This window comes from Streptomyces sp. NPDC043738 (genome assembly GCF_056436545.1).
Genome location: NZ_JBWKCJ010000030.1, coordinates 84,766 through 111,687 on the forward strand (window position 1 = coordinate 84,766; position 26,922 = coordinate 111,687).

24 protein-coding genes and 1 riboswitch are annotated in these 26,922 nt (G+C 71.6%); of the genes, 5 read left to right on the forward strand and 19 right to left on the reverse strand.

Annotated elements, in window-relative coordinates:
• Positions 1-22: 22 nt before the first annotated feature.
• The 6 genes from AC0680_RS30825 to AC0680_RS30850 all read right to left on the reverse strand — a co-directional run bounded on the left by AC0680_RS30825 (position 23) and on the right by AC0680_RS30850 (position 5,089).
• On the reverse strand, positions 23-781 hold the full coding sequence (locus tag AC0680_RS30825) for an endonuclease/exonuclease/phosphatase family protein (protein WP_478635224.1): 759 nt from the start codon (positions 779-781) through the stop codon (positions 23-25).
• A 5-nt stretch (positions 782-786) separates the two neighbouring features.
• On the reverse strand, positions 787-1,728 hold the full coding sequence (locus AC0680_RS30830; protein WP_478635227.1) for an ROK family glucokinase: 942 nt from the start codon (positions 1,726-1,728) through the stop codon (positions 787-789).
• Positions 1,729-1,784: 56 nt separating this feature from the next.
• A complete protein-coding gene (locus tag AC0680_RS30835; protein WP_478635229.1) occupies positions 1,785-2,261 on the reverse strand; it encodes a DUF5304 domain-containing protein in 477 nt (158 codons plus the stop codon).
• A 189-nt stretch (positions 2,262-2,450) separates the two neighbouring features.
• The gene (locus AC0680_RS30840; protein WP_478635232.1) at positions 2,451-3,653 is read right to left on the reverse strand and encodes an ArsA family ATPase; all 1,203 of its coding nucleotides are present in this window, start codon (positions 3,651-3,653) and stop codon (positions 2,451-2,453) included.
• Positions 3,654-3,655: 2 nt separating this feature from the next.
• Positions 3,656-4,150 carry an SRPBCC family protein gene (locus AC0680_RS30845; RefSeq protein ID WP_478635235.1) on the reverse strand — a complete coding sequence of 165 codons (495 nt, stop codon included), beginning with the start codon at positions 4,148-4,150 and terminating at the stop codon, positions 3,656-3,658.
• A gap of 162 nt (positions 4,151-4,312) precedes the next feature.
• On the reverse strand, positions 4,313-5,089 hold the full coding sequence (locus AC0680_RS30850) for a metallophosphoesterase family protein (protein WP_478635238.1): 777 nt from the start codon (positions 5,087-5,089) through the stop codon (positions 4,313-4,315).
• Positions 5,090-5,376: 287 nt separating this feature from the next.
• Between AC0680_RS30850 and AC0680_RS30855 the strand changes: the two genes are divergently transcribed.
• Positions 5,377-7,173: an AMP-dependent synthetase/ligase gene (locus AC0680_RS30855; protein WP_468986697.1), complete on the forward strand. Its 1,797-nt coding sequence runs from the start codon at positions 5,377-5,379 to the stop codon at positions 7,171-7,173.
• Between the two features lie 491 nt (positions 7,174-7,664).
• Here AC0680_RS30855 and AC0680_RS30860 read toward each other — a convergent pair whose 3' ends face one another.
• Complete coding sequence (locus AC0680_RS30860) at positions 7,665-8,807, reverse strand: glycosyltransferase family 4 protein (protein WP_478635243.1); 1,143 nt, start codon at positions 8,805-8,807, stop codon at positions 7,665-7,667.
• A gap of 178 nt (positions 8,808-8,985) precedes the next feature.
• On the opposite strand from AC0680_RS30860, the gene AC0680_RS30865 reads away from it, so the two are divergent.
• Complete coding sequence (locus tag AC0680_RS30865) at positions 8,986-10,236, forward strand: glycosyltransferase 87 family protein (protein WP_478635280.1); 1,251 nt, start codon at positions 8,986-8,988, stop codon at positions 10,234-10,236.
• Here the strand turns inward: AC0680_RS30865 and AC0680_RS30870 are convergent.
• The 5 genes from AC0680_RS30870 to AC0680_RS30890 all read right to left on the reverse strand — a co-directional run bounded on the left by AC0680_RS30870 (position 10,193) and on the right by AC0680_RS30890 (position 15,928).
• A complete protein-coding gene (locus AC0680_RS30870) occupies positions 10,193-11,572 on the reverse strand; it encodes a hypothetical protein (RefSeq protein ID WP_478635245.1) in 1,380 nt (459 codons plus the stop codon). The two genes, AC0680_RS30865 and AC0680_RS30870, sit on opposite strands and share 44 nt — an antisense overlap.
• 52 nt (positions 11,573-11,624) lie before the next feature.
• Positions 11,625-12,659 carry a C40 family peptidase gene (locus AC0680_RS30875; protein ID WP_478635248.1) on the reverse strand — a complete coding sequence of 345 codons (1,035 nt, stop codon included), beginning with the start codon at positions 12,657-12,659 and terminating at the stop codon, positions 11,625-11,627.
• Positions 12,660-12,967: 308 nt separating this feature from the next.
• Positions 12,968-13,993 (reverse strand): C40 family peptidase, encoded by a 1,026-nt coding sequence (locus tag AC0680_RS30880; protein ID WP_478635252.1) that lies wholly within the window; start codon positions 13,991-13,993, stop codon positions 12,968-12,970.
• Between the two features lie 303 nt (positions 13,994-14,296).
• Complete coding sequence (locus AC0680_RS30885; protein WP_478635255.1) at positions 14,297-15,670, reverse strand: NYN domain-containing protein; 1,374 nt, start codon at positions 15,668-15,670, stop codon at positions 14,297-14,299.
• Positions 15,671-15,688: 18 nt separating this feature from the next.
• Positions 15,689-15,928: a hypothetical protein gene (locus tag AC0680_RS30890; protein ID WP_329151869.1), complete on the reverse strand. Its 240-nt coding sequence runs from the start codon at positions 15,926-15,928 to the stop codon at positions 15,689-15,691.
• 327 nt (positions 15,929-16,255) lie between these two features.
• Between AC0680_RS30890 and AC0680_RS30895 the strand changes: the two genes are divergently transcribed.
• Entirely contained in the window at positions 16,256-16,936 is a 681-nt protein-coding gene (locus AC0680_RS30895) for a rhomboid family intramembrane serine protease (protein WP_478635282.1), read from the forward strand.
• Positions 16,933-17,214, forward strand: a complete 282-nt coding sequence (locus AC0680_RS30900) for an Lrp/AsnC ligand binding domain-containing protein (RefSeq protein ID WP_384441103.1) — start codon at positions 16,933-16,935, stop codon at positions 17,212-17,214. Before AC0680_RS30895 ends, AC0680_RS30900 begins: the two co-directional genes overlap by 4 nt.
• A gap of 383 nt (positions 17,215-17,597) precedes the next feature.
• Here the strand turns inward: AC0680_RS30900 and AC0680_RS30905 are convergent, their stop codons facing one another.
• From AC0680_RS30905 to ctaE, 6 genes are all read right to left on the reverse strand, one after another.
• A complete protein-coding gene (locus AC0680_RS30905; protein ID WP_478635258.1) occupies positions 17,598-18,971 on the reverse strand; it encodes an aminotransferase class V-fold PLP-dependent enzyme in 1,374 nt (457 codons plus the stop codon).
• Between the two features lie 180 nt (positions 18,972-19,151).
• A riboswitch (SAM riboswitch) is annotated at positions 19,152-19,269 on the reverse strand.
• A gap of 91 nt (positions 19,270-19,360) precedes the next feature.
• Entirely contained in the window at positions 19,361-20,425 is a 1,065-nt protein-coding gene (trpD, locus tag AC0680_RS30910; protein ID WP_478635260.1) for an anthranilate phosphoribosyltransferase, read from the reverse strand.
• A gap of 140 nt (positions 20,426-20,565) precedes the next feature.
• Entirely contained in the window at positions 20,566-22,203 is a 1,638-nt protein-coding gene (gene qcrB, locus AC0680_RS30915; RefSeq protein WP_478635263.1) for a cytochrome bc1 complex cytochrome b subunit, read from the reverse strand.
• On the reverse strand, positions 22,200-23,264 hold the full coding sequence (gene qcrA / locus AC0680_RS30920) for a cytochrome bc1 complex Rieske iron-sulfur subunit (protein ID WP_478635264.1): 1,065 nt from the start codon (positions 23,262-23,264) through the stop codon (positions 22,200-22,202). The genes qcrB and qcrA overlap by 4 nt, the downstream gene beginning before the upstream one ends.
• Positions 23,261-24,070: a cytochrome bc1 complex diheme cytochrome c subunit gene (gene qcrC / locus AC0680_RS30925; RefSeq protein WP_384441090.1), complete on the reverse strand. Its 810-nt coding sequence runs from the start codon at positions 24,068-24,070 to the stop codon at positions 23,261-23,263. The genes qcrA and qcrC overlap by 4 nt, the downstream gene beginning before the upstream one ends.
• A gap of 72 nt (positions 24,071-24,142) precedes the next feature.
• Entirely contained in the window at positions 24,143-24,763 is a 621-nt protein-coding gene (gene ctaE / locus AC0680_RS30930) for an aa3-type cytochrome oxidase subunit III (protein ID WP_362614683.1), read from the reverse strand.
• A 275-nt stretch (positions 24,764-25,038) separates the two neighbouring features.
• Here ctaE and AC0680_RS30935 point away from each other — a divergent pair, with 275 nt between their 5' ends.
• Positions 25,039-25,440, forward strand: coding sequence for a response regulator transcription factor (locus AC0680_RS30935; RefSeq protein ID WP_478635268.1), 402 nt, complete (start codon positions 25,039-25,041; stop codon positions 25,438-25,440).
• Between the two features lie 40 nt (positions 25,441-25,480).
• Here the strand turns inward: AC0680_RS30935 and AC0680_RS30940 are convergent, their stop codons facing one another.
• Positions 25,481-26,749: a L,D-transpeptidase gene (locus tag AC0680_RS30940; RefSeq protein WP_478635270.1), complete on the reverse strand. Its 1,269-nt coding sequence runs from the start codon at positions 26,747-26,749 to the stop codon at positions 25,481-25,483.
• Positions 26,750-26,922 lie beyond the last annotated feature (173 nt).

A 26,922-nucleotide genomic window follows, 5' to 3' on the forward strand; every position in this document is an offset into this window, starting at 1 on the left:
CGGGGCGAGCGGAGAGGCGTCCCTAGGCGTCGGCCGGTACCCGCAGGGCCGCGAGTACGGGCAGGTGGTCGGAGGCGGCCAGCAGGTCCGCGTCCCGTAGACCGGGCAGACCGCGGGGCACTCCACAGCCGAGCACCTCGACGCCGTCGCTGGTGAACACGGCGTCGATGCGCTGCCGCGGCTCCCGGGGCGTGGAGGTGTACTCCCCTCCCCAGGGCTTGGCCGCCCAGCCGTCGGTGAGCGTGCCCGCCACCCGCCGGAAGCTCCGGCCCTCCGGCCGGTCGTTGAGATCGCCCCCGGCGACCGTGTGCGCCGCTCCGAGGCCCGCCACCCGCTCCAGCAGCAGCCCGGCCTGCTCGTACCGCTCCCGGTCGGCGAGGCTGAGATGGCAGCTGAGGACGCCGAGCCGGGCGCGGCCGATGCGGACCACGGCGGTGGCGAAGCCGCGCTGGTGCAGCCCGGGGGTGCGGGGCAGCAGGACGTCCTCCGTACGCTCCACATGGGCGCGGAGGGTGGCGAGGATCATCGGGCCCGCGGTCGTGCCGCCGCCGGTGACGTAGACCAGCCCCGCCGAGCGGGCCAGCCGCTCGGCGGCCTTGCGCCAGCGGAAGAACCGCGGCGCCTCCTGGATCAGCACGAGATCGGGGGCGCAGGCCCGGATGACCCTGGCCAGCGCCGCCCGGTCGTCGCGCATCGAGCGGATGTTGTAGCTGAGCACACGGACCACCGCCGCACCCTCCTCGGTGCCGGACGCGGGGAGTCCGGGGTGCTCAGCCACCATCCGCGTCAGCCCTGGCGCGCCAGGTCGGCCGCGCCGACCAGTCCGGCCTTGCCGCCGAGCTGCGCGGCGAGCACATGGGCGTGCGGCCGGTACTGGTTGCCGACCAGCCAGCGGCGGAAGGACTTGCGGATCGGTTCGAGGACCAGCTCGCCCTCGTCGGAGACACCGCCGCCGACGATGAAAGCGGAGGGGTCGAAGAGCGAGGCGAGGTCGGCCAGGCCGGCGCCGGCCCAGCGGGCCAGCTCGCGGAAGGAGTCGATGGCCACCGGGTCGCCCTGGCGGGCCGCCTCGCTGACGTGCCGGCCCTCGATGCCCTCGGAGGTGCCGTCGCCGAGCGACAGCAGGATCTGGGCGTTCTCGGGGGTGGCGAAGGCGCGCTGGCGGGCGTAGCGCAGCAGGGCGCGGCCGGAGGCGTACTGCTCCCAGCAGCCCTGGCTGCCGCAGCCGCACAGCAGGCCGTCGGGCACGACCCTGATGTGGCCGAACTCGGCGGCGACGCCGAAGCGGCCGCGGCGCAGCTTGTTGCCGATGATGATGCCGCCGCCCAGGCCCGTGCCGAGCGTGATGCAGATGACGTCGCTGTGGCCCTGGCCCGCGCCGAACTTGTACTCGCCCCAGGCCGCGGCGTTGGCGTCGTTCTCGACGACGACGGGCAGGCCGACGCGCTGTTCGACCTTGTCCTTGAGCGGCTCGTGGCGCCAGTCGATGTTCGGTGCGAACAGGACCGTGGCCCGCTTCTCGTCGACGTAGCCGGCTGCGCCGATGCCGACGGCCTCGATGCGGTGGCCGGCGCCCACCGTGCGGACCGCGTCCGCGATCGCCTCGGTCAGCGCGTCGGTGGCCTGCGGGGTCGGCACCGTGCACGTCTCAAGGATCGAGCCCTCTTCGTCGACCACGCCGGCCGCGATCTTCGTGCCGCCGATGTCGACGCCGATGGTGAGTCCCATGTGTCCCTCAGTTTTTCGCTCGAACCCCGCCAGGACCCACCGTACCGGAGCCGGGATCAGTCGAGATCGATTCGCTCGGTGCCGGTGGGGCCGTCGTCGTCGCGCGGGTCGTCGCCGCGGCGGCCCTCGGGCCGGTCGTCGGCGTCGTCGCGGGTCCAGCGGCGCTCGCTGCCCTCGACGGCGGAGCGGTAGGCGGCGAGCAGTTCGGAGCCGGCCGCGGCGAGGTGGTCGAAGATGTCGGGGTTGCGCTCGATGACCGGCTCGACGGCGGCCTTGGCCTGCTTGAAGAGCTGGCTGACGGCGCTCTGCGCGGCGATCCCGCCGAGCGCGCCGGGCAGCTGGATGCCGGCGAGCTTCTCGGTCACCGCGTCGGCGAGCTTGCGCAGTTCCTCGGCGGCGCTGGCCGGCGGCGGGCCGTAGGTGGCCCGGCGGCGGGCCTGCTCGGCCGCGAGGTCCTCGGCGCAGGCGGTCTCCCAGGCGTCGGCGTCGGGCTCGGCCTTGCGGTCGGCGGGGCGCTCGGTGGCATCGCTCATGTTGAACTCCGTGGACTGCTGCGGCGAGGCGGTACGGCGAAGGGTGCGGGCGGGCCCGTCGGGACACGGCACGTCGAGGCGGGCACGCCGAAGCGGCGGCTCACCCTCGACGGTACCCGAACGGTGGTATCCGGGTGAGGCATGTGGCACGGGTCGGGCCGGATGAGGCGCCGGCCCGCACCCCGTGCTTCAGTCGTTCTTGGGCCACAGGTCCGGGTCCGGACTGAAGCGGATCTCCAGGACGCCGTCGCGCAGTCCGGCGCCCGAGACGGTGCAGCGGCGCAGCGCGGAGGGGAGCGTACGGATCCGGCGGAAGCGGCCGACCGTCACCACGATCTCGTCGCCGCGGCGGACCAGGCCCAGCCCCCTGCGCTCGGCGCCGGGCAGCGGGACCCGCCAGACCAGGATGCCGTCGGTGGCCAGGCGGTCGTCGACGGTCCACGGGTCGGTGCGCCGCTCCGGCCCGGGGTGCGCGGCGCCGAGTTCACCGGCCGGACCGCCGATCAGCTCGTCGAGCTCCTCGACGCCCTGGGGGTCGCGGCCCAGATGCGGCACCTCATGGACGGGCACGTCGGGGAACTCCTCGCGCAGCGCCTTGAGGGCGGTCTGCTGGCTGCCGGAGAGCGCGGCGAGGAAGGGGTCGGCGGAGCCGGTGGGCAGCAGCCGGTTGACGACCACGCCGTCGGTGCGCCGGCCGTGCAGCGCGAGTCCGGCGCGGATGGTGCGCAGGTTGGCCGCGGCGACCGGGCCGGCCTCGGTGACCAGGCGTACGGACGTGCCGGGGTCGTCGATCGCCCGCTGGACGGCGGCGAGTTCGCTCTCCCAGCGCTCGGCGGCCTCGTACAGCTTCTGGGCCGGCATCGGGACGCCGGCGAGCTGGGCGAGCACCGGGCGCAGCGCGCGGGCCGCCTGGCGCTCGGGGGGCAGCAGCCGGCGCAGATAGCGGCGTACCTGGTTCGGCAGGGCCAGCAGCCGGATCGTTTCGGCGGCCGAGGGCATGTCGACGACGACCATGTCCCAGTCGTCCGAGGCGTGTTCGGCGCGCAGTGCGTGCAGCAGCGCGAAGTCCTCGGAGCCGGGGAGTTCGGTGAGTTCGTCCTCGTCGAGGGGGGCGGCGCCCAGGAGGTCGAGGGCGGCGCCGGCGCGCTCCTGGAAGGCGAGGAACTCCTGGCGGAAGCGGTCCGCGGGGTCGATCCGGCGGGCGTGCAGGCCGGGCGCTATGGGGGTGGGGGTGTCGGCTCCGAGGGGGGTGCCCAGCACCGTTTCCGGCGCGCTGCTCTCCGTGGTGAGCAGCAGTGCCCGCGCGCCCCGCCGGGCGCCGGCCAGGGCGGTGGCGGCGGCGAGCGTGGTGCGGCCGGCGCCGCCGGGGCCGGTGACGAGGACGATGCGCACGCTCAGAGCTTCTTGGCCTCGTCGGCGGGCTCGGCCTGGTCGGCGGGCCCGGCGTCGGGGCCGCTCTCGACGCGCTTCTTCAGCCCGGCCAGCGCGCGGTCGATGATGACCTTCTCGGCCTTGCGCTTGATCATGCCGAGCATCGGGATCTTGACGTCGACGGTGAGCTGGTAGGTCACCTCGGTGCTCTTGCCGTCGTTCAGGGACGCGAGACGGTAGGAGCCGTCGAGGGCGCGCAGCATCTGGGACTTGACCAGGGACCAGCTGACCTCGTCGGCGCCGGTCCAGGTGTAGGCGAGGGTGTGGTCGTCCTTGATCGCTCCGGCGTCCAGCAGGAGGCGCACCTGCGCCGCGCGGCCCTGGTCGTCCGTGGCGAGGACCTCCGCCTTCTGGACCTCGCCGGTCCACTCCGGATAGCGGTCAAAGTCGGCGATCACTCCCATCACCTCGGCGGGTGCCGCCTCGATCGTGATGCTAGAGCTGGTGTGTTCGGCCATCGCCGTGACTCCTCCATGCCGATTCGTGCCGGTCCGCCGACGTTTTCCCCGAGCTCTCAGCTTCGTTCGAGCGGGGGAGACCCCATTGCGCGGTGTCCGCAATATGGCGTCTCTGCTGCTGAAGGCTACCGCGCGGGGGATGGGCGGTGGACGCGGCCGGGCTCACCACTCCAGGACGTAGGGCGTTCCGGTCGCGTTGAAGTGGCCGACATTGACGCATTCGGTGCCCCCGATACGGACCCGGCGGGCGAGCGGCTGGTGTACGTGGCCGAAGAGGGAGTACCGCGGCCGGGTGGCGCGGATGGCGTGCAGCAGGGCCGCGCTGCCGCGCTCGAAACGGCGGGCGACGGTGTCGTAGCAGAGTTCGGGGACGTCCGGTGGGATGTGGGTGCACAGCACGTCCACCTCGCCGACCGCCTCGATCTTGGCGGCGTACTCCTCGTCGCTGATCTCGTAGGGCGTCCGCATGGGGGTGGTCAGCCCGCCGCCGACGAAGCCGAAGACCCGGCCGCCGATCTCCACCCGCTGCCCGTCCAGGACGGTGGTGCCGGGTCCGGCGTATTCGGGCCACAGGCGCGGCATGTCGACGTTGCCGTAGGTGGCGTACGTGGGGGTCGGGAAGGCCGCGAAGAGTTCGGCGTACTGCCGGCGGACCGCGGTCTCGATGACGGCCTCGCGGCCGCCGCCCGTCCCGTCCAGCTCGCCCCACAGCCGGCGGCCGAGTGCGCGGGCCTCGTCGAAGCGGCGGGCGGTGCGCAGTTCCACGAGCGCGCTGGCGTTGGCCACGCCGAAGAGGTCGGGGAAGATGCCGCGCGAGTGGTCGGCGTAGTCGAGGAAGAGGACCAGGTCGCCGAGGCAGACCAGGGCGTCGGCCCCGGTCCCGGCCGCCGCCAGGTCCCGGCTGTTGCCATGTACGTCACTGACCACATGCACGCGCATGGCGTCACCCTAGATCGCGGGTGCGGGCCTCCGGGAGGGCCCCCCGTACTGTGCGCCCGATTAGTGGTTACTTTCGGGTCACCGACCGGCTGGTCTAGTCTGCGCGGGATAGTCCCCATGGCGTTTCCGCAAGCGTGTGACGCATGAAACATCTGGCCGTTCCCCCCTATCCCAAAAGCAATACCCATGGGTAACGTCCGGGCAGTCCAATCCCCCTTGCTTGATCATGGACCGCCGCCGGTGTGCACACAGCGTCGTGGCGCCGGCGCTTTTGAGGAGCAACAGTCTTGCGCGAGTTCAGCCTTCCGGCCCTGTACGAGGTCCCCGCGGACGGCAACCTGACGGATCTCATCCGCCGAAATGCCGCGCAGCACCCGGACGTTGCCGTCATGGGACGCAAGGTGAACGGGCAGTGGCAGGACGTCACCGCCGTCACCTTCCTCGCCGAGGTCCGCGCCGCCGCCAAGGGCCTGATCGCCTCCGGAGTCCAGCCCGGCGACCGGGTCGGTCTGATGTCGCGCACCCGCTACGAGTGGACGCTGCTGGACTTCGCCATCTGGAGCGCCGGCGCGATCACCGTCCCCGTGTACGAGACGAGCTCCGCCGAGCAGATCCAGTGGATCCTCGGCGACTCCGGCGCGGTGGCCTGCCTGGTGGAGACGCCCGCCCACGAGGCGACCGTCGAGTCGGTCCGCGACCGGCTGCCCGAGCTGGCGAACATCTGGCAGATCGAGCGGGACGCCATCGCCCGGCTGCAGGCCGCCGGCTCGGGCCTGTCCGACGACGAGGTGGACGCGCGCAGCGCCCTCGCCGACGCGGACTCCCCCGCCACCATCGTCTACACCTCCGGCACCACCGGCCGCCCCAAGGGCTGTGTGCTCAGCCACCGCAGCTTCTTCGCCGAGTGCGGCAACGTCGTCGAGCGGCTGCGGCCGCTGTTCAACACCGGCCACTCCTCCGTCCTGCTCTTCCTGCCCATCGCCCATGTCTTCGGGCGCCTGGTGCAGGTCGCCTCCGTGATGGCCCCCATCAAGCTGGGCCACGCCCCCGACATCAAGAACCTCACCGACGACCTGGCCTCCTTCCGGCCGACGCTGATCCTGGGCGTCCCGCGGGTCTTCGAGAAGGTCTACAACTCGGCGCGGGCCAAGGCACAGGCCGACGGCAAGGGCAAGATCTTCGACAAGGCCGCGGAGACGGCGATCGCCTACAGCCGCGCCCTGGACACGCCCGACGGCCCGGCGCTGGGCCTGAAGCTGAAGTACAAGGTCTTCGACCGGCTGGTCTTCGGCAAGCTGCGGGCCGTCCTCGGCGGCCGCGCCACGCACGCCATCTCCGGCGGCGCCCCGCTCGGTGAGCGCCTCGGCCACTTCTACCGCGGCATCGGCTTCACCGCCCTGGAGGGCTACGGCCTGACGGAGTCCTGTGCGGCCACCGCCTTCAACCCCTGGGACCGCCAGAAGATCGGCACCGTCGGGCAGCCCCTGCCGGGCTCGGTCGTGCGCATCGCCGACGACGGCGAGGTCCTGCTGCACGGCGAACACCTCTTCACCGAGTACTGGAACAACCCCTCGGCCACCGAAGAGGCGCTCTCCGACGGCTGGTTCCACACCGGCGACATCGGCACCCTCGACGAGGACGGCTACCTCGCCATCACCGGCCGCAAGAAGGAAATACTGGTCACCGCCGGCGGCAAGAACGTCGCCCCGGCCGTGATCGAGGACCGTATCCGGGCCCACGCCCTGATCGCGGAGTGCATGGTCGTCGGCGACGGCCGGCCCTTCATCGGCGCGCTGGTCACCCTCGACGAGGAGTTCCTCCCCCGCTGGGCCGAGGAGCACGGCCACCCCGCCGACATCACGCCGTCGCAGATCGCCGAGGACCCGGAGCTGCTGGCCGCCGTCCAGCGCGCCGTCGACGACGGCAACGCGGCCGTCTCCAAGGCCGAGTCGGTGCGCAAGTTCCGCATCCTGCCGACCCAGTTCACCGAGGAGTCCGGCCATGTCACCCCGTCGCTGAAGCTGAAGCGGAACGTGGTGGCCAAGGACTTCGCGGAGGAGATCGAGGCGATTTACCGGGGCTAGGCCCTTCCGCTGCGCTTTGCCCGCCTCCCACGTTTTTGGCTGTCCCGCCGTGGTGGTTGTTCGCCGTTGCGCCTGCGGCGGGCGGTGCCGCTGCGCGGGGCTGTTCGGCTGCCGGTGACGAGCCTGCGGGGCTGGGTGTCCGGACTGCTGCGCTTTACGTCCGGACACCCAGCCCCTCCGGCCCGCCCCCTCCCGTTGTGGGTGGGAGAAACCCGTGGGGGTGCCCGTAAGCCCTCGTCTACCGGTAGGCGACCGATCAGAGGTGCCCCCACCGGCCTGCTTCTCCCACCCACCCACGGGAGGAGACGGGCCGGAGGGGTAGGGGTGTGGGACGTAAAGCGCAGCAGTCCCACACCCCTACCCCGGAGGACCGTCACCGCACCCCGAAAGCCCCGCGCAGCGGACCCCGCCCGCCGCCAGGCGCAACAGCGAGAAACCACCACGGCGGGAAAGCCGACAACGTGGGAAGCCGGCCAAGCGCAGCGGAACGGCTACAGCAGCTCCCTGAGCTGCTCCGCCAGTAGGTCCCAGCGCCACCTCTCCTCCACCCAGGCGCGGCCCCGTTCGCCCATCGTGCGGCGCAGTTCGGGGTCCTTCAGGAGGGTGATGATGCGGTCGGCGGCGGGGGTGGGGGCGCCGCCGGGGACGACCCAGCCGGTCTCGCCGTCGAGGACGGCGTCGGGGGCGCCGCCGGAGTCCCCCGCGACCACCGGGAGCCCCGTGGCGGACGCCTCCAGGTAGACGATGCCCAGGCCCTCGACGTCGAGACCGCCGCGACGGGTGCGGCACGGCATCGCGAAGACGTCGCCGGCGCCGAAGTGGGCCGGCAGCTCCTCCCAGGGGACCGCGCCGGTGAAGCGCACCGCGTCCGCCACGCCCTTCTCCTGGGCCAGGGCGCGCAGTTCCTTCTCGTACGGGCCGCCGCCGACGATCAGCAGCACCGCGTCGGGCACCGCGGCGACGATGGCGGGCATCGCCTCGATCAGGGTGTCCTGGCCCTTGCGCGGGACCAGGCGCGAGACGCACACCACGACCGGGCGGCCGGTGAGGCCGAGCCGGGCCCGTACGGCGTCGCCGCCGGAGCCGGGGTGGAAGGTCTTCTCGTCGACGCCGGGCGGGAGTTGGACCATGCGCGCGGCGGCCTGCGGGGTGAGCGCGGCGGCGATCCGCGAGCGGGTGTACTCGCCGAGGTAGGTGAGGGTGTCGGTGCCCTCGCCGATCCGGCGCAGCAGCTGACGGGCGGCGGGCAGCTGCGCCCAGCCCGCCTCGTGGCCGTGGGTGGTCGCCACGATGCGGCGGGCGCCGGCCGCGCGGAGCGCGGGCGCCATCAGCCCGAGCGGGGCCGCGGCGCCGAACCATACGGAGGAGCAGCCGTGTTCACGCAGCAGCGCGGTGGCCCGCCGGGTCACCCGGGGCGTCGGCAGCAACATCGTCGTACGGTCCCTGACCACCGGGAACGGCTGCTCGGCGTCGAAGGCGGCGGTGGCCGCGAGACCCTCCTTGCTGCGCTTCCAGGTGGAGGCGTAGACGACGACCTGGGAGGGGTCCAGACGCAGCGCCATGCTGTGCAGGAAGGCCTGGATGCCGCCGGGCCGGGGCGGGAAGTCGTTCGTGACGATCAGGGTCTTGTGCACGATGGTCTCTCGACGGTCGGTCCGAGCGGTCGCTCTCGGCGGTTCGGGCCCGACAGTACCGGGCACCGCGCCGCCGGGGGCGGGCCGCCCCGCCACGCCGGTGCCCGCCGCGCCGCCGCGGCCGCTCGCGCCGGGCATGATGCGGGGAGCAGCGGGAAGGGGCGGCGAAGAGGTGGCGATGACCGGCGGTGGCGGAGTGCGTGGAGTGTGGCTTCCGGTCGTTTGCTGGGCCGTGACACGGGCCGTGGTGCTGCTGTGTGTGCTGAGGGTGGTGGTCCTGCCGGGGCCGGATGTCACCACCGATGTCTCGGTGATCTACCAGGGCTGGTACGAGGTCCTGAAGACCGGTACGTACCCACTGGACGATGTGACCTGGCAGTACCCGCCGGCGGCCGCCCTCGCCGTCCTCGCGCCCGGTCTGCTGCCGTTCCTCGACTACGCCCCGGCGTTCTTCGCCCTGGTGCTCGTCGCCGACGCGGCGGGACTCGCGCTGTTCCTGCGTGCGGGCCGGCGGGCCGGCAACCGGCCGGCCGGGGCCTGGGTGTGGATCGCGGGTGTGGCGCTGCTGGGCCCGACCGCGTACGCCCGCTACGACCTGATGGTCACCGTGGTGGCCGTCGCGGCGCTCTTCGCGGCGGTGCGCCGGCCGCGGGTGGCGGGCGCGCTGGTCGCGTTCGGCACCCTGCTGAAGGCCTGGCCGGCGCTGCTGCTGGCGGGGGTGGCGCTGCGCGGCAGCCGGGCGGGTGCCCTGTGGCGGAGCGCGGGCGCCACCGCGGCCGGGCTGACCGTGTGCTGTGTGGCCGCCGCGCCGGGCGCGCTGGCCTTCTTCACGTTCCAGCGCGACCGCGGCACGGAGATCGAGTCGCTCGGCGGGCTGGTCTTCCATGTCGCGCGCCACTACGGGTGGGACGGCCAGGTGCTGCTCAACTACGGCTCGGTGGAGTTCCTGGGGCCAGGTGTGGAGCTGGTCAGCTCCCTGGCGCTGGCGCTGAGCGGGGCCGCCCTGGGCTGGCTGGTGCTGTGGCGGCTGCGGGCCGGGCCGTCGACCCGTGCGACGCTGTGCGACGCGGCCTTCACCGCCACCCTGCTGTTGACGACCACGAGCCGGGTGATCAGCCCGCAGTACATGCTCTGGCTGGTGGGGCTGGGAGCGGTGTGCACGACCGTACGGGCGAGCCGTCAGGCGCTGCCGGCGGTGCTGGTCGTGCTCGCCACCGGGGTCACCCTGCTGGAGTTCCCCCTCGGGTTCGCGCACGTCGTGGCGAGCGATCCGTGGGGCGTCGCCCTGCTGGCCCTGCGCAACGGGCTGCTGGTCGCCGCGTCGCTGCTCGCCTGCCGGCGGCTGTGGGCCGCCACCCGCGGCCCTGTGGACGGTACGGAGCCCCTCAGCGCAGCTGCTTACGCACATACGCCCGCCACTGTGCGGTGAACTCCGCGAGGCCGACGCCCAGCTGGGCCCGCATGGCGCGGTCGGTGCGGTCGGCGCGGGTCAGCGGGCGGTAGCCGGAACCGGCGGCCGGCGACGCCGGGCCGGCGCCGCTCGGTGCCACCGTGGCCGCTTCCATCGGCGCGCCTCCGGTCGCCGCCGTACGCAGCCCGCTCCGGCCCGCCGCCCGGTAGAAGGCCAGCAGCTTCGCCTCGCCCCACCTCTCGGCGATCATGCGGCAGGCCAGCCAGCTGCCCTCGTACGCCTTCGCCAGCCGGTCGGCGCCGGCGCTGAAGCCGAAGTCCGCGTCGGTGGGCAGCTTGGCGGGGAGCTTGCCGCTGTGGACCGCGCGGGTGAGCTCGGGGGCGGTGGCGGCGGCCTTGCGGTGCGTGCCGCGGTAGGCGACCCAGTCGGCGAAGCCCTCGGACAGCCACAGGGGGGTGGCCGCGGTGGTGACCGTACGGGTGGCGACATGGGTGGTCTCGTGGGTGAGGACCACCTTGCGGCCCAGGTCGTTGAGCTCCTCGTAGGCGTCGGGGTTGATGATCACGCGGTCCGCCGGGGCGGCCGTGGTGACGCCCGCCTCACCGGTGGTGACCGCCGCGATCCCCCGGTAGCCGGAGGGGTCGTCGCTGCCCATCAGCTGCGCCATCTCCTCGACCGAGTCCGGCGCCTCCACCACGACCTTCCGCGCCCACTTGCCCTTCCAGGCCGCGGAGACCGCGGGCACCGCCTGGTCCGCGCGGCGCGCCAGGTCCTTGAGGCGGTCGAGGTGGGCGGCAGCGCCGAGGACCAGGCTGTGCCGGCCGTGGACCACCCGTACCGGGCCCTGGTCCCACAGCTGGCGGGTGCCGCTCTTGCCGGCCGCCGCGCCGTCGGTGTCCGAGGAGATCAGCCAGCGCCCGTCGCGCTCGGTCAGGGTGAGGTACTGCACGGCGTTGACCGGCGCGGTGTCGTAGCCCGAGAGGCGGTAGCGCAGCCGGACCTTCGCGGCCAGCCGTTCGCCGCCGCCGGGGCCGGTGAGGGGGAAGGCGTCGGTGGCGTCGAGGTCGTAGCGCCAGCCGGTCAGCGGTATGCCCGACAGGTGGGCGAACACGGCGCGCTGGCGGGCGCGGTAGCCGGTGGCACGGGGGTCGACGGCGGCCAGGAAGCCCGCCTCGTCCCGCTTCTGGACGGCCCGCGCCCGGTCGTCGAGCATCCGCTGGACGTCCGGGAAGCGGGCCGAGGAGGAGGTCCTGGGCGCGCAGCCGGCCAGGGGTGCGAGCAGCGCGAGGCCGGTCGCGACGGCACAGCCCGCCGCCCCGGCCCGCGACGGCCGTCTCGCCCACTGGTGTGACATGCGGCCGATCGTAATTCCGGCCCGGCCGGGGCAAAAACGCTGGGGCGCCCTCTCAGGGCCTGGTGACGGACGAGATCGGCATCATCCCGACCGGGTCGTAGCGCACCCGCGCGCCGGGATGGGGCGCGTGCACGACCTGGCCGTTTCCGACGTACATGCCGACATGACTGGCATCCGAGCGGTAGATGACCAGGTCGCCGGGCTGCACCTGGCCGAGCGGAACCTGCCGGCCGGCGCCGCGCTGGCCCTGTGAGGTACGGGGCAGCCAGACGCCGGCCCAGCTGTAGGCCCATTGGGTGAGTCCGGAGCAGTCGAAGGCGCCGGGGCCGTTGCTTCCCCAGGCGTACGGGGAACCCACGGCGGCGCGCACCGCGTCGACGGCGGCGGCGGCCCGCCCGGAGGCCGGTACGGCGCCGCCGAGGTCGGGGACCATCTCGCCGCGCCCGTCGCTCCTGGAGATCCGGTCGTAGGCCGCTCTGGCCTCCATGGGGAGCGCGTTCAGCAGCCGCTGGGCGATGGCCAGCTTGCGCTGGACGTTCCTCTTGTGGCGGGCGACCTGCCGGCGGCTGGACTCCAGCTCGGCCAGCTTCCCCGCGGTGTCCCGGCGCTGGATCTCCAGGGTGTGCTGCGCCGCCCGCAGTTCGCGCAGGTGGGTGGCCTGGACGGCGCCGAGCCGGTGGAGTGCCCAGGCCTTCTCCAGGTAGCTGTCGGGCCGTTCGGAGAGCATCAGCTTCAGAGCGGGGTCCAGACCGCCGGCCCGGTACTGGGCGGCGGCCAGCGCCCCGATCCGGCCGCGCATGCGGTTGACCCGCTCCTGGGCGCGGGCGGTGCGGTCCTGGAGGGTGGTCGCCTCGTCGCGCAGCTTCCTGGTGCGGGCGTCGGCGCCGTTGAACTTCTCGGTGACCCGCTCCGCCTGCTCGTAGAGCGTCCGGACCCGCGCCAGCGCCGCGTCGCGGCCGGCGGGGTCCGTGGGGGAGGCGGAGGCCGGCGGTGCCGACAGTCCCGCGGTCGCCAGCGCGGCGGACAGCAGGGTGACCCCGGCGAGGGTGCCCTGGCCGTGCTGTGCGGGACGGCGGTGGGACGCCACGAGAGCCACACTCCTTCCGATGGGGGTCCCGCCTGCTCGTAGGGCCCTCCCCTGCTTGAGCGGAGCCGAGAGCCTGGGGGCCGGCCGAGAGCGTGGGGGAATCCCCTGTCGCCCGGGAGGGCGCGCGGTGACCGGATGTTGCGAGGGCAGACAGTAACCGCGCCGGTGCACACCGGCCAAAAACCCCATTCGGTGCACAAAAAGCCGCCCCGCCGGTGACTGTGCAGGTCACCGGCGGGGCGGGAGGTCAGCGGCGAAGGCCGCAATTCGCCCGTTCGGGCGGCAGGTTGAGGCGGCGGCGAGTCCGGTCAGACCCGCACGCCGAACATGAACGGCATGTTGTTGATCGACTCGTAGCGCACGGAGGCACCCGGCTTCGGGGCGTGCAGTACCGTGCCGTTGCCCGCGTAGAGGCCGATGTGGTGCAGGTCGCCGTAGAAGAGCACCAGGTCGCCGGGCTTGAGGGCGTCCTGCGAGCTGATCCGGGTACCGGCGTTGGCCTGCGCCTGCGAGGTGCGCGGCAGCGACTGGCCGGCCTGCTGGTACGCCCAGGAGGTCAGGCCCGAGCAGTCGAAGGACGACGGGCCCGTGGCACCCCAGACGTAGGGCGACCCTATCTTGGACTGCGCGGCGGCCAGGGCGGCCGCGCCGCGCTGCGAGGCGGGCACGTCGTTGCCGAGGTCGGCGCGCTCGTTGCTGCGGTCGGCGCGGGCCTGCTCGGCCTCCATGGCCGCCCGCTCCTTGGCCGTCAGGGTGTTGAGCAGCTGCTGCGCCTTGGCGAGCTTGCCCTTGATCTCGTCCTTCTTCTCGCCGAGCGCCTTACGGGTCTCGGTGAGGTCCTGGATCTTGCTCGCGGCCTCCGCGCGCTCCTGGGCGAGCCGGCGCTGCTTGTCCGCGATGGTCTTGAGCTGCTCGGCCTGCTTGCCGCTCAACTGGTCGAGGGTGGCGGCCTTTTCGAGGTAGGTGTCCGGGTCGCCGGAGAGGAACAGCTGCACCGAGGGGTCGATGGACCCGCTGCGGTACTGGCCGGAGGCGACCGCGCCGAGACCCTTGCGGAGCTGGTTGAGCTCACCCTGCCCGCGCGCGACCTTGTCCTGGAGGTCGTCGACCTCCTTCTGGAGCTTGTCCTGCTGCTCCTTGACCCCGTTGTACTTCTCGGTGGCCTGCTCGGCCTGCTCGTAGAGCTTGTCGACCTCGGACTTGACGTCCTTCTTCGACGGCGAGGGGGCGGCCTGGGCGGCCTGGGACGAAAGGGCCACGGCCGCCGCTGCGGTGGCGGTGAGCACGGTCACGCGGGTACGGCTCGGCTGCTTGGGTCGACGGTGGGACGCCACGGGGGCGAGCTCCTTCTTCCTCCAGCCGCCTACCGGGAAGTGGGGGGGCAAGACCCCGGCTCCGCGTGAACGCCGCGGACTCGGCGGTACCTTCACTGTTCATCCCGGTTGGATGATCACCTGTATGAAGGTTCGCGCCTGACCTTAGTAACCGAGCTGTGATCGCTTCAAATCCTCATAGGAAAAATCTGCGCCACAAACCCCATCCTTTACCAACATCACACAGGCAGTGAGCGCCAATTGACACTGAGAGACGGATGACGAGCATTTTCTTCCGCGGTCCGGAAGTCCGAATCCCGCCCGTCAGGTACGGGCAAGTCGCTTGAGCAACAGGGCCGATGCGACCGGCCGCGCCCCGGCCTTCGCCACACCGTCGGCCACTTCCCGGTCCGTGGAGACCACGACGACCGGGCGGCCGGGCGGTTCGGCACGTACGAGTTGACGAATCAACTCGTCGGCCGTTACGCCCGGTTTGCTGAACAGGACCCGCACCCCGCGCGGCGGCGCGAGCAGCACCGGCGCCGCCAGCTCCGCGCCGTCGAAGACGCAGGTCATCTCGGCGCCGGTCTGCGCCGCCAGCACCGCGAGCCCGCCCAGGAGGCGCAGCCGCTGCTTGTCGAGCGGCATGGTCGGATAGCCGGTTTTGGTGACGTTGTAGCCATCCACCACCAAATGTGCCTGGGGCAGCGCCAGTAGCTGGTCGAGCAGCGCGGGGTCCGTCTCGGACAGCGCACGCGTCGCGATGTCCTTGGGCGTCATCCGGCCCGGCGCGACCGCCTCGACGGTGTCGGCCGGATGGACGTTGGCGGGCGGCAGCGCCAGCTCGCGGCGCAGCCCCTGGGCGGCGTCCAAAACGGTGTCCAGCAGCAGCCGCAGCCGCATGTCCTCGACGCTGCGCCCCTCGCGGACGGCTCGCCGGCTGGTCTCCAGCGACGCCTCGGCCTCGGCGATCCGGGCCTTGAGCCGGCGCACCTCGCTGTCCGCGGCGTTCTTCTCCGTCGCCGACCGGTCCCGTACGTCGGCCAGCTCGGCCTCGGCCTTGCGCACCGCGGCCTCACCGCGCTTGACGTCGCTCAGCGCGCTGCGCAGCTTGCGGCGCAGCGTCTCGTTCTCCTTGCGCACGGCCTCCAGGTCCACCCGGATCCGCTCGGTGTCCGTGCGCGCCTCGTCGCGCGCCTGCGCCAGCTCCGCGCGCAGCCTGGCCAGCTCCCGCTCGGCCTCCTCGCCGGCCCGCTCGGCGCGCGCCCGCTGCGCCTCCTCGCCGGCCGCCGCGACGAGCTTGACCCAGCCGTCGGGCCGCAGCACATAGGCGGCCGCGGCGACATCGAGCGGATCGGCGGCGGCGGGCGGGGTGCCGTGCTCCAGCGCCTCGGCGAGCTCCGGCTGGGCCTCGCGCAGCTTGCCGGCGATCCGCTGCCGGAAGACCGCGTCGCCCTCCAGCGCCGCGGCCATCGCGTTGCCGGCGAACTTGGCCCGGCGGGTCGGGGTGAACCGGGCGTACTGCCGCAGTGGAGCCGGGAGTTCGGCGACGGTCAGCGCGCCGAAGGACTCCGCGGTGAGCGCCACGACCCGGCGCCGTACGCCCTCGGGCAGCGGACGGTCGAGCACCTCGTCCGCCGCACCCGCTGGTGCGTCGGCACGCTCGGCTCCCGGCTCCCCTTCTGGACGGTCCACCACGGCTGCATCGCTCCGATCTCAGGCGTTCGCGCCCGGACGGTCCACCAGTTCGATCTGGTCGACCGCGTTGCACCAGCGGCAGCGCACGGACTCGATGCTCTCACTGAGGACCTCGCGCTCCTCCACCTTCGGCTCCCCTGCCAGGTCCAGGTGGACGTACTCCACGACCTTGGCCTGGCGGGTCACATCGAAACGGGTGAGGTTGCCGCACAGCGTGCAGCGCCACCGGGTTTCGGCCGTCGGCAGGGGAACAGACATCGTGTCGTCCTCTTTCATGCTCGTCGATCTCATGCTGCTGCGCCGTTCACGCGGTGCGCCGTCGGACTGCGGAAGTACGCAAGGTACTGCCTGCAACCCTACGGCCTGATGGGGGGCCGGTGCGGGCCCCGCCCAGGAGCCGGGACGCGGCGAGGCACTCTGTCCCGATTGCCCGCATTACGCCATGATCACTTCATGACGGCGTCGGCTCCCCCTCCCCGTTCACCCCGTACTCCGCGCTCCGCGCGCGCCGATTCGCCCCGCCCATCCGGCCTCCTCCCCCGCCCGCCGCACCCCACCCGGTCCCTGACCGCGGTGTTCTCGCGGCTGACGAATGTGCTGATCGGCCTGTGCTGCGTGGTCTTCGTGGCCGGTCCCGTCTGCACCCTGAACCGGATGTACGGCACCGGCGACGCCCTGCTGAAGGCGCAGACCGCGTACTTCGAGCGGTGGGGCGTGATCCCGCTGGAGCTCTGGAGCGGTTCGCTGCGGGCGCTGATCACTCCGCTCACCGCGCTGTTCGTGCACGGCAGCTGGCTGCATCTGCTCGGCAACATACTGTTTCTGTACGTCTTCGGCGGGATGGCCGAGGCGCGGATGGGCCGGCTGCCGTTCGCCGCCTTCTACCTCATCATCGGCTACCTGGCGCTGCTCGGCTACGCGGCCGCGCACGCCTCCTCGGGCCAGACACTGGTGGGCGCCTCCGGCTCGATCGCCGGCGTCCTGGGCGCCTTCCTCTACCTCTTCCCCCGGGCCCGGGTCACCAGCGTCTTCCCCTTCCTGTTCTTCCTTCCGCTGCGCTTTCCCGCCTGGATCGTGCTGCTGTTCTGGTTCTTCCTCCAGTGGCAGGCCGCCCGGGACGACCCCCACGGGCCCGGCGTCGCCTACCTCGCGCACGTCGTCGGCTTCACGCTCGGCTTTCTGTACGCCTGGGTCCGGTACCGGAGGGATAGTGTGGGGGCCACCAGGGCGAATGACCCGGCGACCGAGGGAGAGAGCCAGCCGTGATCACGTCGATCGTGCTCATCAAGACCAGCGTGGACCAGATCCCCGAGATCGCCCAGAAGATCGCCGCACTGGACGGCGTCAGCGAGGTCTACTCCGTCACCGGCGCCCACGACCTCATCGCCATGGTCCGGGTCGCCGCCCACGACGACCTGGCGGACGTCATCCCCGGCCGGATCAGCAAGGTCCCCGGCGTCGCCTCCACCGAGACGCACATCGCCTTCCGCACGTACTCCCAGCACGACCTGGAGGCGGCGTTCGCGATCGGGCTCGACGCGTAGCGCTGCGCTGGGCTTGCTTCCCACGTTTTCGGCTGTCCCGCCGTGGGGGTTTCGCTTGGTTCGCCTGCGGCGGGCTGGGTGCCGCTGCGCGGGGCGTTTTCGGCAGCGGGTGCGCCCCTCCGGACTCCGTCCTGCGGTCCGCCCCCTCCCGTGGGAGGGGGAGAGAGACCGGTGGGGCCGGACGTCAGCGTTCGTGCGCCGGTAGTCGACGGAGCAGGTCAGTCCCCACCGGCCCGTCTTCCCACTCACCCACGGGAGGGGACAGACCGTAGGACGAAGTCCGTAGGGCTGTCACCGCACCCGACACACAACCGCCCGCCGCAGGCGCAACGGCGAGAAACCAGCACGGCGCCGCAGCCGACAACGTGGGACGGCTCCCCGCGTCAAAGAGACGCGGGTACGCAACGGCCGTCCTCCGTGCGGTAGTTCCACCGTGCGCCGTCCGCGATGAGTTCCTTCACCGCGCCGACGAAGCGGTCGATGTGCTCGTCGGGGGTGCCGGCGCCGAAACTGACGCGGATGGCGTTCAGGGCGCGCTCGCCGGGGGCCGCCTCGGGGGCGCCGCACTCCCCGGGGTCCTGCGGCTCGCTGCCCAGCAGGGTCCGCACGAGCGGGTGCGCGCAGAACAGGCCGTCGCGTACGCCGATGCCGTACTCGGCCGACAGCGCGGCGGCGAAGTGCGAGCTGTTCCAGCCGTCGACGACGAACGAGAGCACGCCCACCCTGGGTGCGTCGTCGCCGAAGAGGGAGAGCACCCTGACCTCGGGCACCTCGGCCAGGCCCTGCCGTACCCGGGCGATCAGCGCCTGCTCGCGGGCGCCCAGGTTGTCGAAGCCGGCCTCGGTCAGCGCCTGGCAGGCGGAGGCGATCGCGTAGGCGCCGATGACGTTCGGCGAACCGGCCTCGTGCCGGGCGGCGGTGGTGTGCCACTCGACGTCCACACCGCCGTCGGTGCGCCGGGAGACCCTGCGGCTGGCGCCGCCGCCGGCCAGGTACGGCTCGCCGTCCTGCAGCCAGTCCGCGCGGCCGGCCAGCACCCCGGCGCCGAACGGCGCGTACAGCTTGTGGCCGGAGAAGGCGACCCAGTCGACGTCCAGTTCGGCGATGTCGAGGGGGTGGTGCGGGGCGAGCTGGGCCGCGTCCAGCACGATCCGCGCGCCGTGGGCGTGGGCCGCGGCCGCCAGCTCCCGCACCGGCCACAGCTCACCGGTCACATTGGAGGCACCGGTCACGCACACCAGCGCCGGCCCGTAGGGCTCGCGCTCGGCGAGCGCCCTCTCCAGGATCTCCACCGCCTGCTGCGGGGTGCGCGGCGCGTTGAGGTACGTCACCGCGACGTCCGCCCGCTGCTCCCACGGCAGCAGCGAGGCGTGGTGCTCGGTCTCGAAGACGAACACCCGGGTGCCGGGCGGGAGTACGGAGGCGAGGAGGTTCAGCGAGTCGGTGGTGGCGCGGGTGAAGACCACCTGGTCGCCGGCTCGGCAGCCGAGGAACTCGGCGATGGTCCGGCGGCTGTTCTCGAAGAGGTCGGTGGAGAGCTGGGAGAGGTATCCGGCGCCGCGGTGCACGCTGCCGTAGTACGGGGCGTAGGCGGCCACGTCGTCCCAGACCCGCTGGAGCGCCGGTGCGCTGGCGGCGTAGTCGAGCGCGGCGTAGTCGACCTCGCCGCCGGTCACGAGCGGGACCAGGACATCGCGTCCCAGAACCGGCAGCGGGGCACAAACGGAGCTGTCGGCGGCAACGGCGGAAACAGACATGGCGAACTCCCGTGAGAGACAAGCGAATTCGCTGCGGGCGGACGCGTCAGGGTGCGTCACAGCGCACTGCGGGGCGCCGCAGCGTGAAAGGAAAAGGGGTGCGGAAAAGGGGCCGTCGGGCCCTATCGCATTCGCTGGTTCACGGAAGTTCTCCCTCGGGGACCAGGATCCCTGGCGAGGGATCCGCGCTTGCCGCAGACCTCGCTGCCTGCGGCCTGGTCATCACCCGGGGCACCCCGCCACGGACGGAGGGTTGCCGGACAGCGGGCCGGGGCCTGTGTCGCTGTCACTCGTGACCTGCGCAGCATCATGCCACACGATCAACAACGCGCAAGCCCCGGTCCGTATGACGGACTGGGGCCTGCGTCACACTCTGCGTCACCTGCCGCTCATGCGTTGCTGGCGGTCACCCACCGCTCCAGCGCCCGCCTGGCGGCGCCGGAGTCGATCGAGGCGGCGGCCTTCTCGATGCCCGCGCGGATCTGCGCCGCCAGGGGGGCGTCGTCCGGCTCCAGCGCGACCAGTGCGGCCGCCGCGTTCAGCAGGACCGCGTCGCGTACCGGTCCGGTCTCACCGTCCAGCAGCCGGCGGGCCACCTCCGCGTTGTAGGAGGCGTCCGCGCCGCGCAGGGCCTCGACGGGGACCAGGTCGATGCCGACGTCCCGCGGGTCGAAGTGCTCCTCGCGCACCGTGCCGTCCCGCACGACCCACACCCGGGAGGTCGCGGTCGTGGTCAGCTCGTCCAGGCCGTCGTCGCCGCGGAAGACCAGCGCCGAGGAGCCGCGCTCGGCGAGCACCCCGGCCAGGATCGGCGCCATCCGGGCGTCGGCGACGCCGGTCGCCTGGGCGCGGACCTTCGCCGGGTTGGTCAGCGGGCCCAGCACGTTGAAGGTCGTGCGGATGCCGAGCTGGCCCCGGGCGTTGGCGACGTGCCGCAGCGCGGGGTGGAACTTCACCGCGAAGCAGAAGGTGATGCCTGCTTCCTGCGCGACCTCGGTGACCCGCTGCGGGGTGAGGTCGAGGTTGACGCCGAGCTTCTCCAGCACGTCGGAGGCGCCGCTGGCCGAGGACGCCGCGCGATTGCCGTGCTTGACGACCTTCGCGCCGGTGCCGGCCACCACGATCGAGGACATCGTGGAGATGTTGACGGTCTTGGCGCCGTCGCCGCCGGTGCCGACGATGTCGACGCTGGGGCCGGGGACCTCGATCAGCCGGGCGTGCGCGTACATGGTGCGGACGAGTCCGGAGATCTCGGCGACGGTCTCGCCCTTGGCTCGCAGCGCCACCGCGAAGCCGGCGATCTGGGCGTCGCTGGCCTCGCCCCGCATGATCTTGTCCATCGCCCAGGCGGTGTCGTCGGCGCTGAGGTCACGGCCGTCGAGGAGGGCGTTGAGGATGCCCGGCCAGGTGTGGGCCGCCACGCTGTCGCCGCCTGCCGGGGTCACAACGTTCATGGTCCACGCTCCTGGTGTGTTTCCTGCTTATGCCGTCACCCTATCGACCCCGCGGGCACGCCGGAGGGCCCCGTCCGATCGCCGGACGGGGCCCTCTGGGTGGCGTGCTGCCTACGGTGCGCTACGAGGCGCCGAGGGGATCAGTGGTGGCCGTGGCCACTGGTGATCTCCTGGTACTCCTCGACCGTGGGCTTGGCGATGACGCTGTCCTCGCCGTAGTAGGACTTCGAGAGCTTGGCGCGCAGCTTCTGCGAGCGCTTGATCTTGCGCTTGACGCCGTTCTCGTCGACCTCCGGGCCCAGCTCGAGCGGCTTGGGCTGCTCGTGCTGCGTCAGGAGGTGCAGCTGCTCCTGGTCGAGCGGCTCGTGGACCTCGATGAACTCACCGTGCGGCAGGCGCTTGATGATGCCGGACTCGCGGCCGTGCAGCACCTTGTCCCTGTCGCGCCGCTGCAGACCCAGGCAGATCCGCTTGGTGGCGATGAAGGCCAGCACCGGTCCGACGAAGAACGCGATCCGGACGAACCAGGTGATGGTGTTGATCGACAGGTGGAAGTGGGTCGCCCACAGGTCGTTGCCACCACCGATCAGCATCACGAAGTACGCGACCAGCCACGCCACACCGAAGCCGGTGCGGGTCGGGACGTTGCGCGGGCGGTCCAGGATGTGGTGCTCGCGCTTGTCGCCGCGGACCCAGGACTCGACGAACGGGTAGACCGCGATGGCGACCAGGACCAGCGGGAAGATCAGGATCGGGATCAGCACACCGAAGTTGATGGTGTGGCCCCAGAAGTCCCACTCCCAGCCCGGCATGACGCGGACCAGGCCCTCGGCGAAGCCCATGTACCAGTCGGGCTGGGCGCCCGTGGAGACCTGGTCGGGCCGGTACGGTCCGATGGCCCACACCGGGTTGATGCTGGCGACCGCGGCGATCACCGAGATCACACCGAAGACCAGGAAGAAGAAGCCTCCGGCCTTGGCCATGTAGACCGGCAGCAGCGGCATGCCGACGACGTTGTTGTTGGTCTTGCCGGCACCCGGGAACTGGGTGTGCTTGTGGTAGAAGACCAGGATCAGGTGCGCCACCAGCAGGCCGAGCATGATGCCCGGCAGCAGCAGCACGTGCACCGTGAAGAACCTCGGGATGATGTCGTGCCCGGGGAACTCGCCGCCGAAGATGAACATCTGCAGGTACGAACCGACCAGCGGCATCGCCAGGATGACGCCCTCGATGAACCGCACGCCGGTACCGGAGAGCAGGTCGTCGGGGAGCGAGTAGCCGGTGAAGCCGGTGAACATGCCCAGCACGAACAGCAGGAAGCCGAACAGCCAGTTGACCTCGCGCGGCTTGCGGAAGGCGCCGGTGAAGAACACCCGCATCATGTGGACCATCATCGCGGCCAGGAAGACCAGCGCGGCCCAGTGGTGGATCTGGCGGATGAGCAGACCACCGCGGACGTCGAAGCTGATGTCCAGCGTCGACTCGAAGGCCTGGGTCATCCGGATTCCCTGCATGGGCACATAGGAACCGTGGTAGGTGACCTCGGCCATGCTCGGGTGGAAGAACAGCGTCAGATAGACACCGGTCAGGATGATGATGATGAAGCTGTAGAGCGCGACCTCACCCAGCATGAAGGACCAGTGGTCCGGGAAGATCTTGCGCATGTTGGCCTTGGCGAGGCTGTAGATGCCCAGCCGGCCGTCCGCCCAGTCGGCGATCCGCTCGCCCCGCGGCGCCTGGCCGCGGCGCGGGTTGGTCGCGCTTTGTTCGTTACTCATCCGCGCTCCCAGAAGCTCGGGCCGACGGGCTCCGCGAAGCCGCTCGCGGCCTCCAGGAAGCCGTCCTTCTCCGTGATGTGCAGCTGCGGCAGGGCGTGTCCGGCGGGACCGAAGATCACCCGACCACCGTCAGCGAGGTCGAAGGTCGACTGGTGGCAGGGGCAGAGCACGTGATGCGTCTGCTGCTCGTACAGGCTGATCGGGCAACCCACGTGGGTGCAGATCTTCGAGTACGCCACGATGCCCTCGTGGGACCAGGCGAGCTCCTGCTTGTCCTTGATGTTCTGCGGCTGGATCCGCACGAGCATCAGGGCGTCCTTGGCGATCTTGTTGTTGAAGTCGTGGTCGTCCTCCTCCAGGCCCTCGGGCTTGGCGAAGGTCAGCGACCCGACCGCGATGTCCTCGGGACGCAGCGGGAGGTTGGTGGACTGGTTGACCAGGCGGACGCCCTTCTTCCAGCCCGTGGTGCGCAGCTTGGTCCCCGGCAGCGGACCGAGGTCGCGCAGCAGGACGACGCCGGAGAGCGGCACCAGGGCCAGCGCGCCGAACATCGTGTTGCGGATCAGCTTGCGACGGCCGAAGCCCGACTCCTCGGCACCGGCCTGGAAGTCGGCCATGACCTTGGCCTTGACCTCGGGCGTGGCCTCGATCGGGTGGCGGTCGTCGGCGACCTCCACGTCCGACATCAGCGTGCGGGCCCAGTGGACCGCGCCGGCGCCGATGCAGAACAGCGCCGCACCGAGCGTCAGGCCGAGCGCGAAGTTCAGCGCGCTGATGTGGCCGATCGGCCAGATGTAGACGATCTTGTCGATCGGGACGGCCACGTACGAGGCGATGAAGCCGACCGTGGCGATCATGGACACCAGGAAGAGGAGGGCGACGGTGCGCTCGGAGCGCCTGGCGGCCCGCTCGTCGATGTCCTGGGCGCGGTGCTCGTGGGGCGGCAGCCCCGGGTCGGCGAACGGGTTGTCCGCCTTCGTCACCGCGCCTTCGTGAGCCGTCTCCCGCTCACTGGGAAGAATTTCTTCTGGCACGTCTGCGTGTCGTCCAGTCTCGCTCATGACTTCTTGGCCTTCGTAGTCCGGGCTGCGACCCAGATGGCGACCACTACCAGCGCGCCCAGGCCGAAGATGTAGCCGAAGAGACCCTCGCTGACCGGGCCGAGACCGCCGAGGTCCAGGCCGCCGGGGCTCTCGGATTCATCGCCGTTGACGGCGCCGAGGTACGCGATGATGTCCTTCTTGTTCTGCTTGCTCAGCGAGCCGTCACCGAAGGAGGGCATGTTCTGCGGGCCGGTTTCCATGGCCTCGTAGATGTGCTTCGGGTCCACGCCCTCGAGCGTCGGTGCGTACTTGCCGTTGGTGAGGGCGCCGCCCTTGCCGGTGAAGTTGTGGCACTGCGCGCAGTTGGTGCGGAACAGCTCGCCGCCCTTGCCGATGTCGGCACCATCGGGGCTGTACTGCGACTTCTCCGGGACGGTGGGACCGGCGCCCAGCGACGCGACGTAGGCCGCCAGGGCCTCACGCTGGGCGTCGTTGTAGATGGCCTTCTTCCGCGGCACCTGGGCGCCGGGCTGCTGGGCCGGCATCCGGCCGGTGCCGACCTGGAAGTCGACGGCTGCGGCGCCGACGCCGACCAGGCTCGGGCCGTCGGAGGTGCCCTGACCGCCGGTGCCGTGGCAGCTTGCACAGCCCACGGCGTAGAGCTTCTTGCCCTCCTTGATGGCAAGGGACTGGGCGGTGTCATCGGCCTGAGCCTTGTCCGCCGGCGCGAACGCGGCGTACAGCCCCCCGGTGACCGCCAGCGCGAGGAGTAGGACGACGAGCGCCGCCAGCGGATGGCGCCGTCGTGCGGAGAGCTTTTTCACGGATTACCCCGGTGTCAGGATCTTCTGCGTCGATGCTGTGGATATGTCTGTCTGATGCGGAGCCGGCAGGGGCTACTTGATCAGGTAGATCGTGGCGAAGAGGCCGATCCAGACGACATCGACGAAGTGCCAGTAGTAGGACACAACGATGGCCGCGGTGGCCTGCGTGTGGGTGAACCTCTTGGCCGCGTACGTCCTGCCCAGGACCAGCAGGAAGGCGATGAGTCCGCCCGTCACGTGCAGTCCGTGGAAGCCGGTGGTCAGGTAGAACACCGAGCCGTACGGGCCGGACGAGAGCGACAGGCCCTCGTGCTTGACCAGCTCGGTGTACTCGAAGACCTGACCGCCGATGAAGATCGCACCCATCACGAAGGTGACCACGAACCAGGCCCGGAGCTTCTTGACGTCGCCGCGCTCGGCCGCGAAAACGCCGAGCTGGCAGGTCAGGGAGCTGAGCACCAGGATCGTGGTGTTGGTCGCGGAGAACGGAAGATTCAACGCATCGGCGGATTCCTTCCAATACTCGGCGCCGGTCACCGATCGGAGGGTGAAGTACATCGCGAAGAGGGCCGCGAAGAACATCAGCTCGGAACTCAGCCAGATGATGGTTCCGACGCTGGTGAGGTTCGGCCGATTGACCGACGGGTGCGCGTGCCCGGTTTCTACTGTCGTTGCTGTCGCCACGACCGACATTATGTCGGTCGCTTATCCCGCCCTCACTCCGGGGGGTGCCGTTCGGTGTGTCAAGGACGTATGCCCTGCTCGTACGGCCCAATTCCACGGTCGCCCGAAGGGGGGAAGCACCGGCGGGCCGGGCCGTCGGCGGGGCCGCCGGAAGACGGTCCTGACGGCCCGTCGGGCAGATCTTGGATGTGTTCAACCCCTCCTGCGGGCGCCCGTTGCGGGAGTAGCATCCGGCGCAACAGTGCCACCCGATGCTGTGCCGCTACGAAGAGCGTGGAGGAACGATGCAGGCGACTGCCACGGTGCTGGTCTACAGCGACAACGCCACCACCCGCGAGCAGGTCCGGCTGGCGGCCGGACGGCGCCCCGCCGCCGATGCCCCGCAGATCGAGATCCTGGAGTGCGCCACCGCCCCGGCCGTCCTGGAGGCCCTGGAGCAGGGCGGCATCGACGTCTGCGTGCTGGACGGCGAGACCGCCCCCGCGGGCGGGATGGGGGTCTGCCGGCAGATCAAGGACGAGATCTTCCAGTGCCCGCCGGTGCTGCTGCTGATCGGCCGCCCGCAGGACGCCTGGCTGGCCACCTGGAGCCGGGCGGACGCCGCGGTGACCCATCCGATCGATCCGGTGGCCTTCGCCGACGCCCTGGCCGGGCTGCTGCGGCGCAAGCACCTCGTACAGGCCTGAGCGGCCCGCTGACGGTCTCTTAGGGCCCGCAGGGCGGCCGCTAGATCTTCGGGCGCAGCCGGGCGTCGTCGCTGGGGTTCTGCTGGCGCTCGGCGGCTCCTGTGGTGGTGCCCTTGCCCTTCAGGGCGCTGCCGGCGCGCCATTCGTTCCACGGCAGGTTCCAGTCGCCGTAGCCGTTGTCGAACGGCGTCATGGTCTCGCCACCGCTGTTGACGACCTTGACGATGTCGCCGACCCGCACGGTGTTGAAGAACCACTGGGCGTTGCTGGTGGACATGCCCGTGCAACCGTGGCTGACGTTCGCCGCGCCCTGCGATCCGACGGACCAGGGTGCGGCGTGGACGTACTCACCGCTCCAGGTCACCCGGGTGGCCCAGTAGACCGGCAGGTCGTAGGCCTCCGAGCTCCCGGCGGCGATGCCGACGGTCGAGCTGCGCATCCGTACGAAGCTCTCCTTTCCCAGCACGACCTTGACGCCGTTGCGGGTGGAGAATCCGGGCTTGCCGGTGGTGACGGGGATGGTGTTGATCGTCGCGCCGTTGCGCTTCACCGTCATCTGGTGCGCCGCCGCGTCGGTGACGGCCTCCAGGCGGTCGCCGGTGGTGAGTCTGACGGGCTTGGAGTCGCCTCCGTAGAACCCCTTGGCGATCTTCAGGCCGGCCAGGTTGCTGTGCACCGAGATGGTGGCGTGGGCGGGCCAGTACACCTTCGGGCGGAAGTGCAGCTTCTTGTCGTCCACCCAGTGCCAGGCGCCCTCGACACGCGGCATGGAGTCGACCTTCAGGGCGCTCTCGACGACGGCGCGCGCCTTGGGGTCCTTGATGGGCTTGCTCAGCTCGGCGGTGATCGGCTGGCCCACGCCGTACTCGCCGCTCTCCGGGCCGAAGACCGCGGTCAACTGGCCCTTGGCCTCCCTGGTGTTGACCACGAGCGTCTTGCGGCCCGGCGAGCCGTCCTCCTCGGTGCTGACCCGCACCGTGTAGCGGGTTCCGGCGGCCAGTGGCGCGGTGGTGCGCCAGTGCCTGCCGTCGGCGCTCAGTTCGCCGTGCACGAAGCGGCCGGTGGAATCGGTGGCGGTCACGTCCGTGATCCGCGCCGCGCCGTCCGTGACGGAGACCTCAAGCGGCTTGTCGGGGTCCGCTTGCCGCTTTCCGTCCGGGGTGTTGGCGGTGATCTGGTCGCCCGCGTCGTAGGGATCGGCGGAGAGTGCTTCCGACGCCGAGCCCCCGCACGCGGCAGAGCTCACCGCGAGGGGCACGAGCAGGAGGCCGCAGCTCAGCACCGTCCGGGTTCGAGGTCTGTGACTCATGACCCAAAAATATGAAGAATCACCTGTCTCAGCGCGCTGGAGGACTGCAAACGGGTGTGTCCCTGCCGCCCAAACGGGGCGGGGGGGGGGGGGGGGGGGGGGGGGGGGGGGGGGGGCTGGGGGGGGGGGGGGGGGGGGGGGGGGGGGGGGGGGGGGGGGGGGGGGGGGGGGGT

Excerpts from the sequence above, each read along its gene's own strand:
- AC0680_RS30905 (WP_478635258.1), bottom strand. The coding sequence starts at position 18,971 with ATGTCTGTTTCCGCCGTTGCCGCCGACAGCTCCGTTTGTGCCCCGCTG.
- AC0680_RS30865 (WP_478635280.1), top strand. The coding sequence starts at position 8,986 with ATGACCGGCGGTGGCGGAGTGCGTGGAGTGTGGCTTCCGGTCGTTTGC.
- AC0680_RS30835 (WP_478635229.1), bottom strand. The coding sequence starts at position 2,261 with ATGAGCGATGCCACCGAGCGCCCCGCCGACCGCAAGGCCGAGCCCGAC.
- AC0680_RS30825 (WP_478635224.1), bottom strand. The coding sequence starts at position 781 with ATGGTGGCTGAGCACCCCGGACTCCCCGCGTCCGGCACCGAGGAGGGT.
- AC0680_RS30940 (WP_478635270.1), bottom strand. The coding sequence starts at position 26,749 with ATGAGTCACAGACCTCGAACCCGGACGGTGCTGAGCTGCGGCCTCCTG.
- AC0680_RS30935 (WP_478635268.1), top strand. The coding sequence starts at position 25,039 with ATGCAGGCGACTGCCACGGTGCTGGTCTACAGCGACAACGCCACCACC.
- AC0680_RS30870 (WP_478635245.1), bottom strand. The coding sequence starts at position 11,572 with ATGTCACACCAGTGGGCGAGACGGCCGTCGCGGGCCGGGGCGGCGGGC.
- AC0680_RS30845 (WP_478635235.1), bottom strand. The coding sequence starts at position 4,150 with ATGGCCGAACACACCAGCTCTAGCATCACGATCGAGGCGGCACCCGCC.
- qcrA (WP_478635264.1), bottom strand. The coding sequence starts at position 23,264 with ATGAGCGAGACTGGACGACACGCAGACGTGCCAGAAGAAATTCTTCCC.
- AC0680_RS30830 (WP_478635227.1), bottom strand. The coding sequence starts at position 1,728 with ATGGGACTCACCATCGGCGTCGACATCGGCGGCACGAAGATCGCGGCC.
- AC0680_RS30850 (WP_478635238.1), bottom strand. The coding sequence starts at position 5,089 with ATGCGCGTGCATGTGGTCAGTGACGTACATGGCAACAGCCGGGACCTG.
- trpD (WP_478635260.1), bottom strand. The coding sequence starts at position 20,425 with ATGAACGTTGTGACCCCGGCAGGCGGCGACAGCGTGGCGGCCCACACC.
- ctaE (WP_362614683.1), bottom strand. The coding sequence starts at position 24,763 with ATGTCGGTCGTGGCGACAGCAACGACAGTAGAAACCGGGCACGCGCAC.
- AC0680_RS30890 (WP_329151869.1), bottom strand. The coding sequence starts at position 15,928 with ATGTCTGTTCCCCTGCCGACGGCCGAAACCCGGTGGCGCTGCACGCTG.
- qcrB (WP_478635263.1), bottom strand. The coding sequence starts at position 22,203 with ATGAGTAACGAACAAAGCGCGACCAACCCGCGCCGCGGCCAGGCGCCG.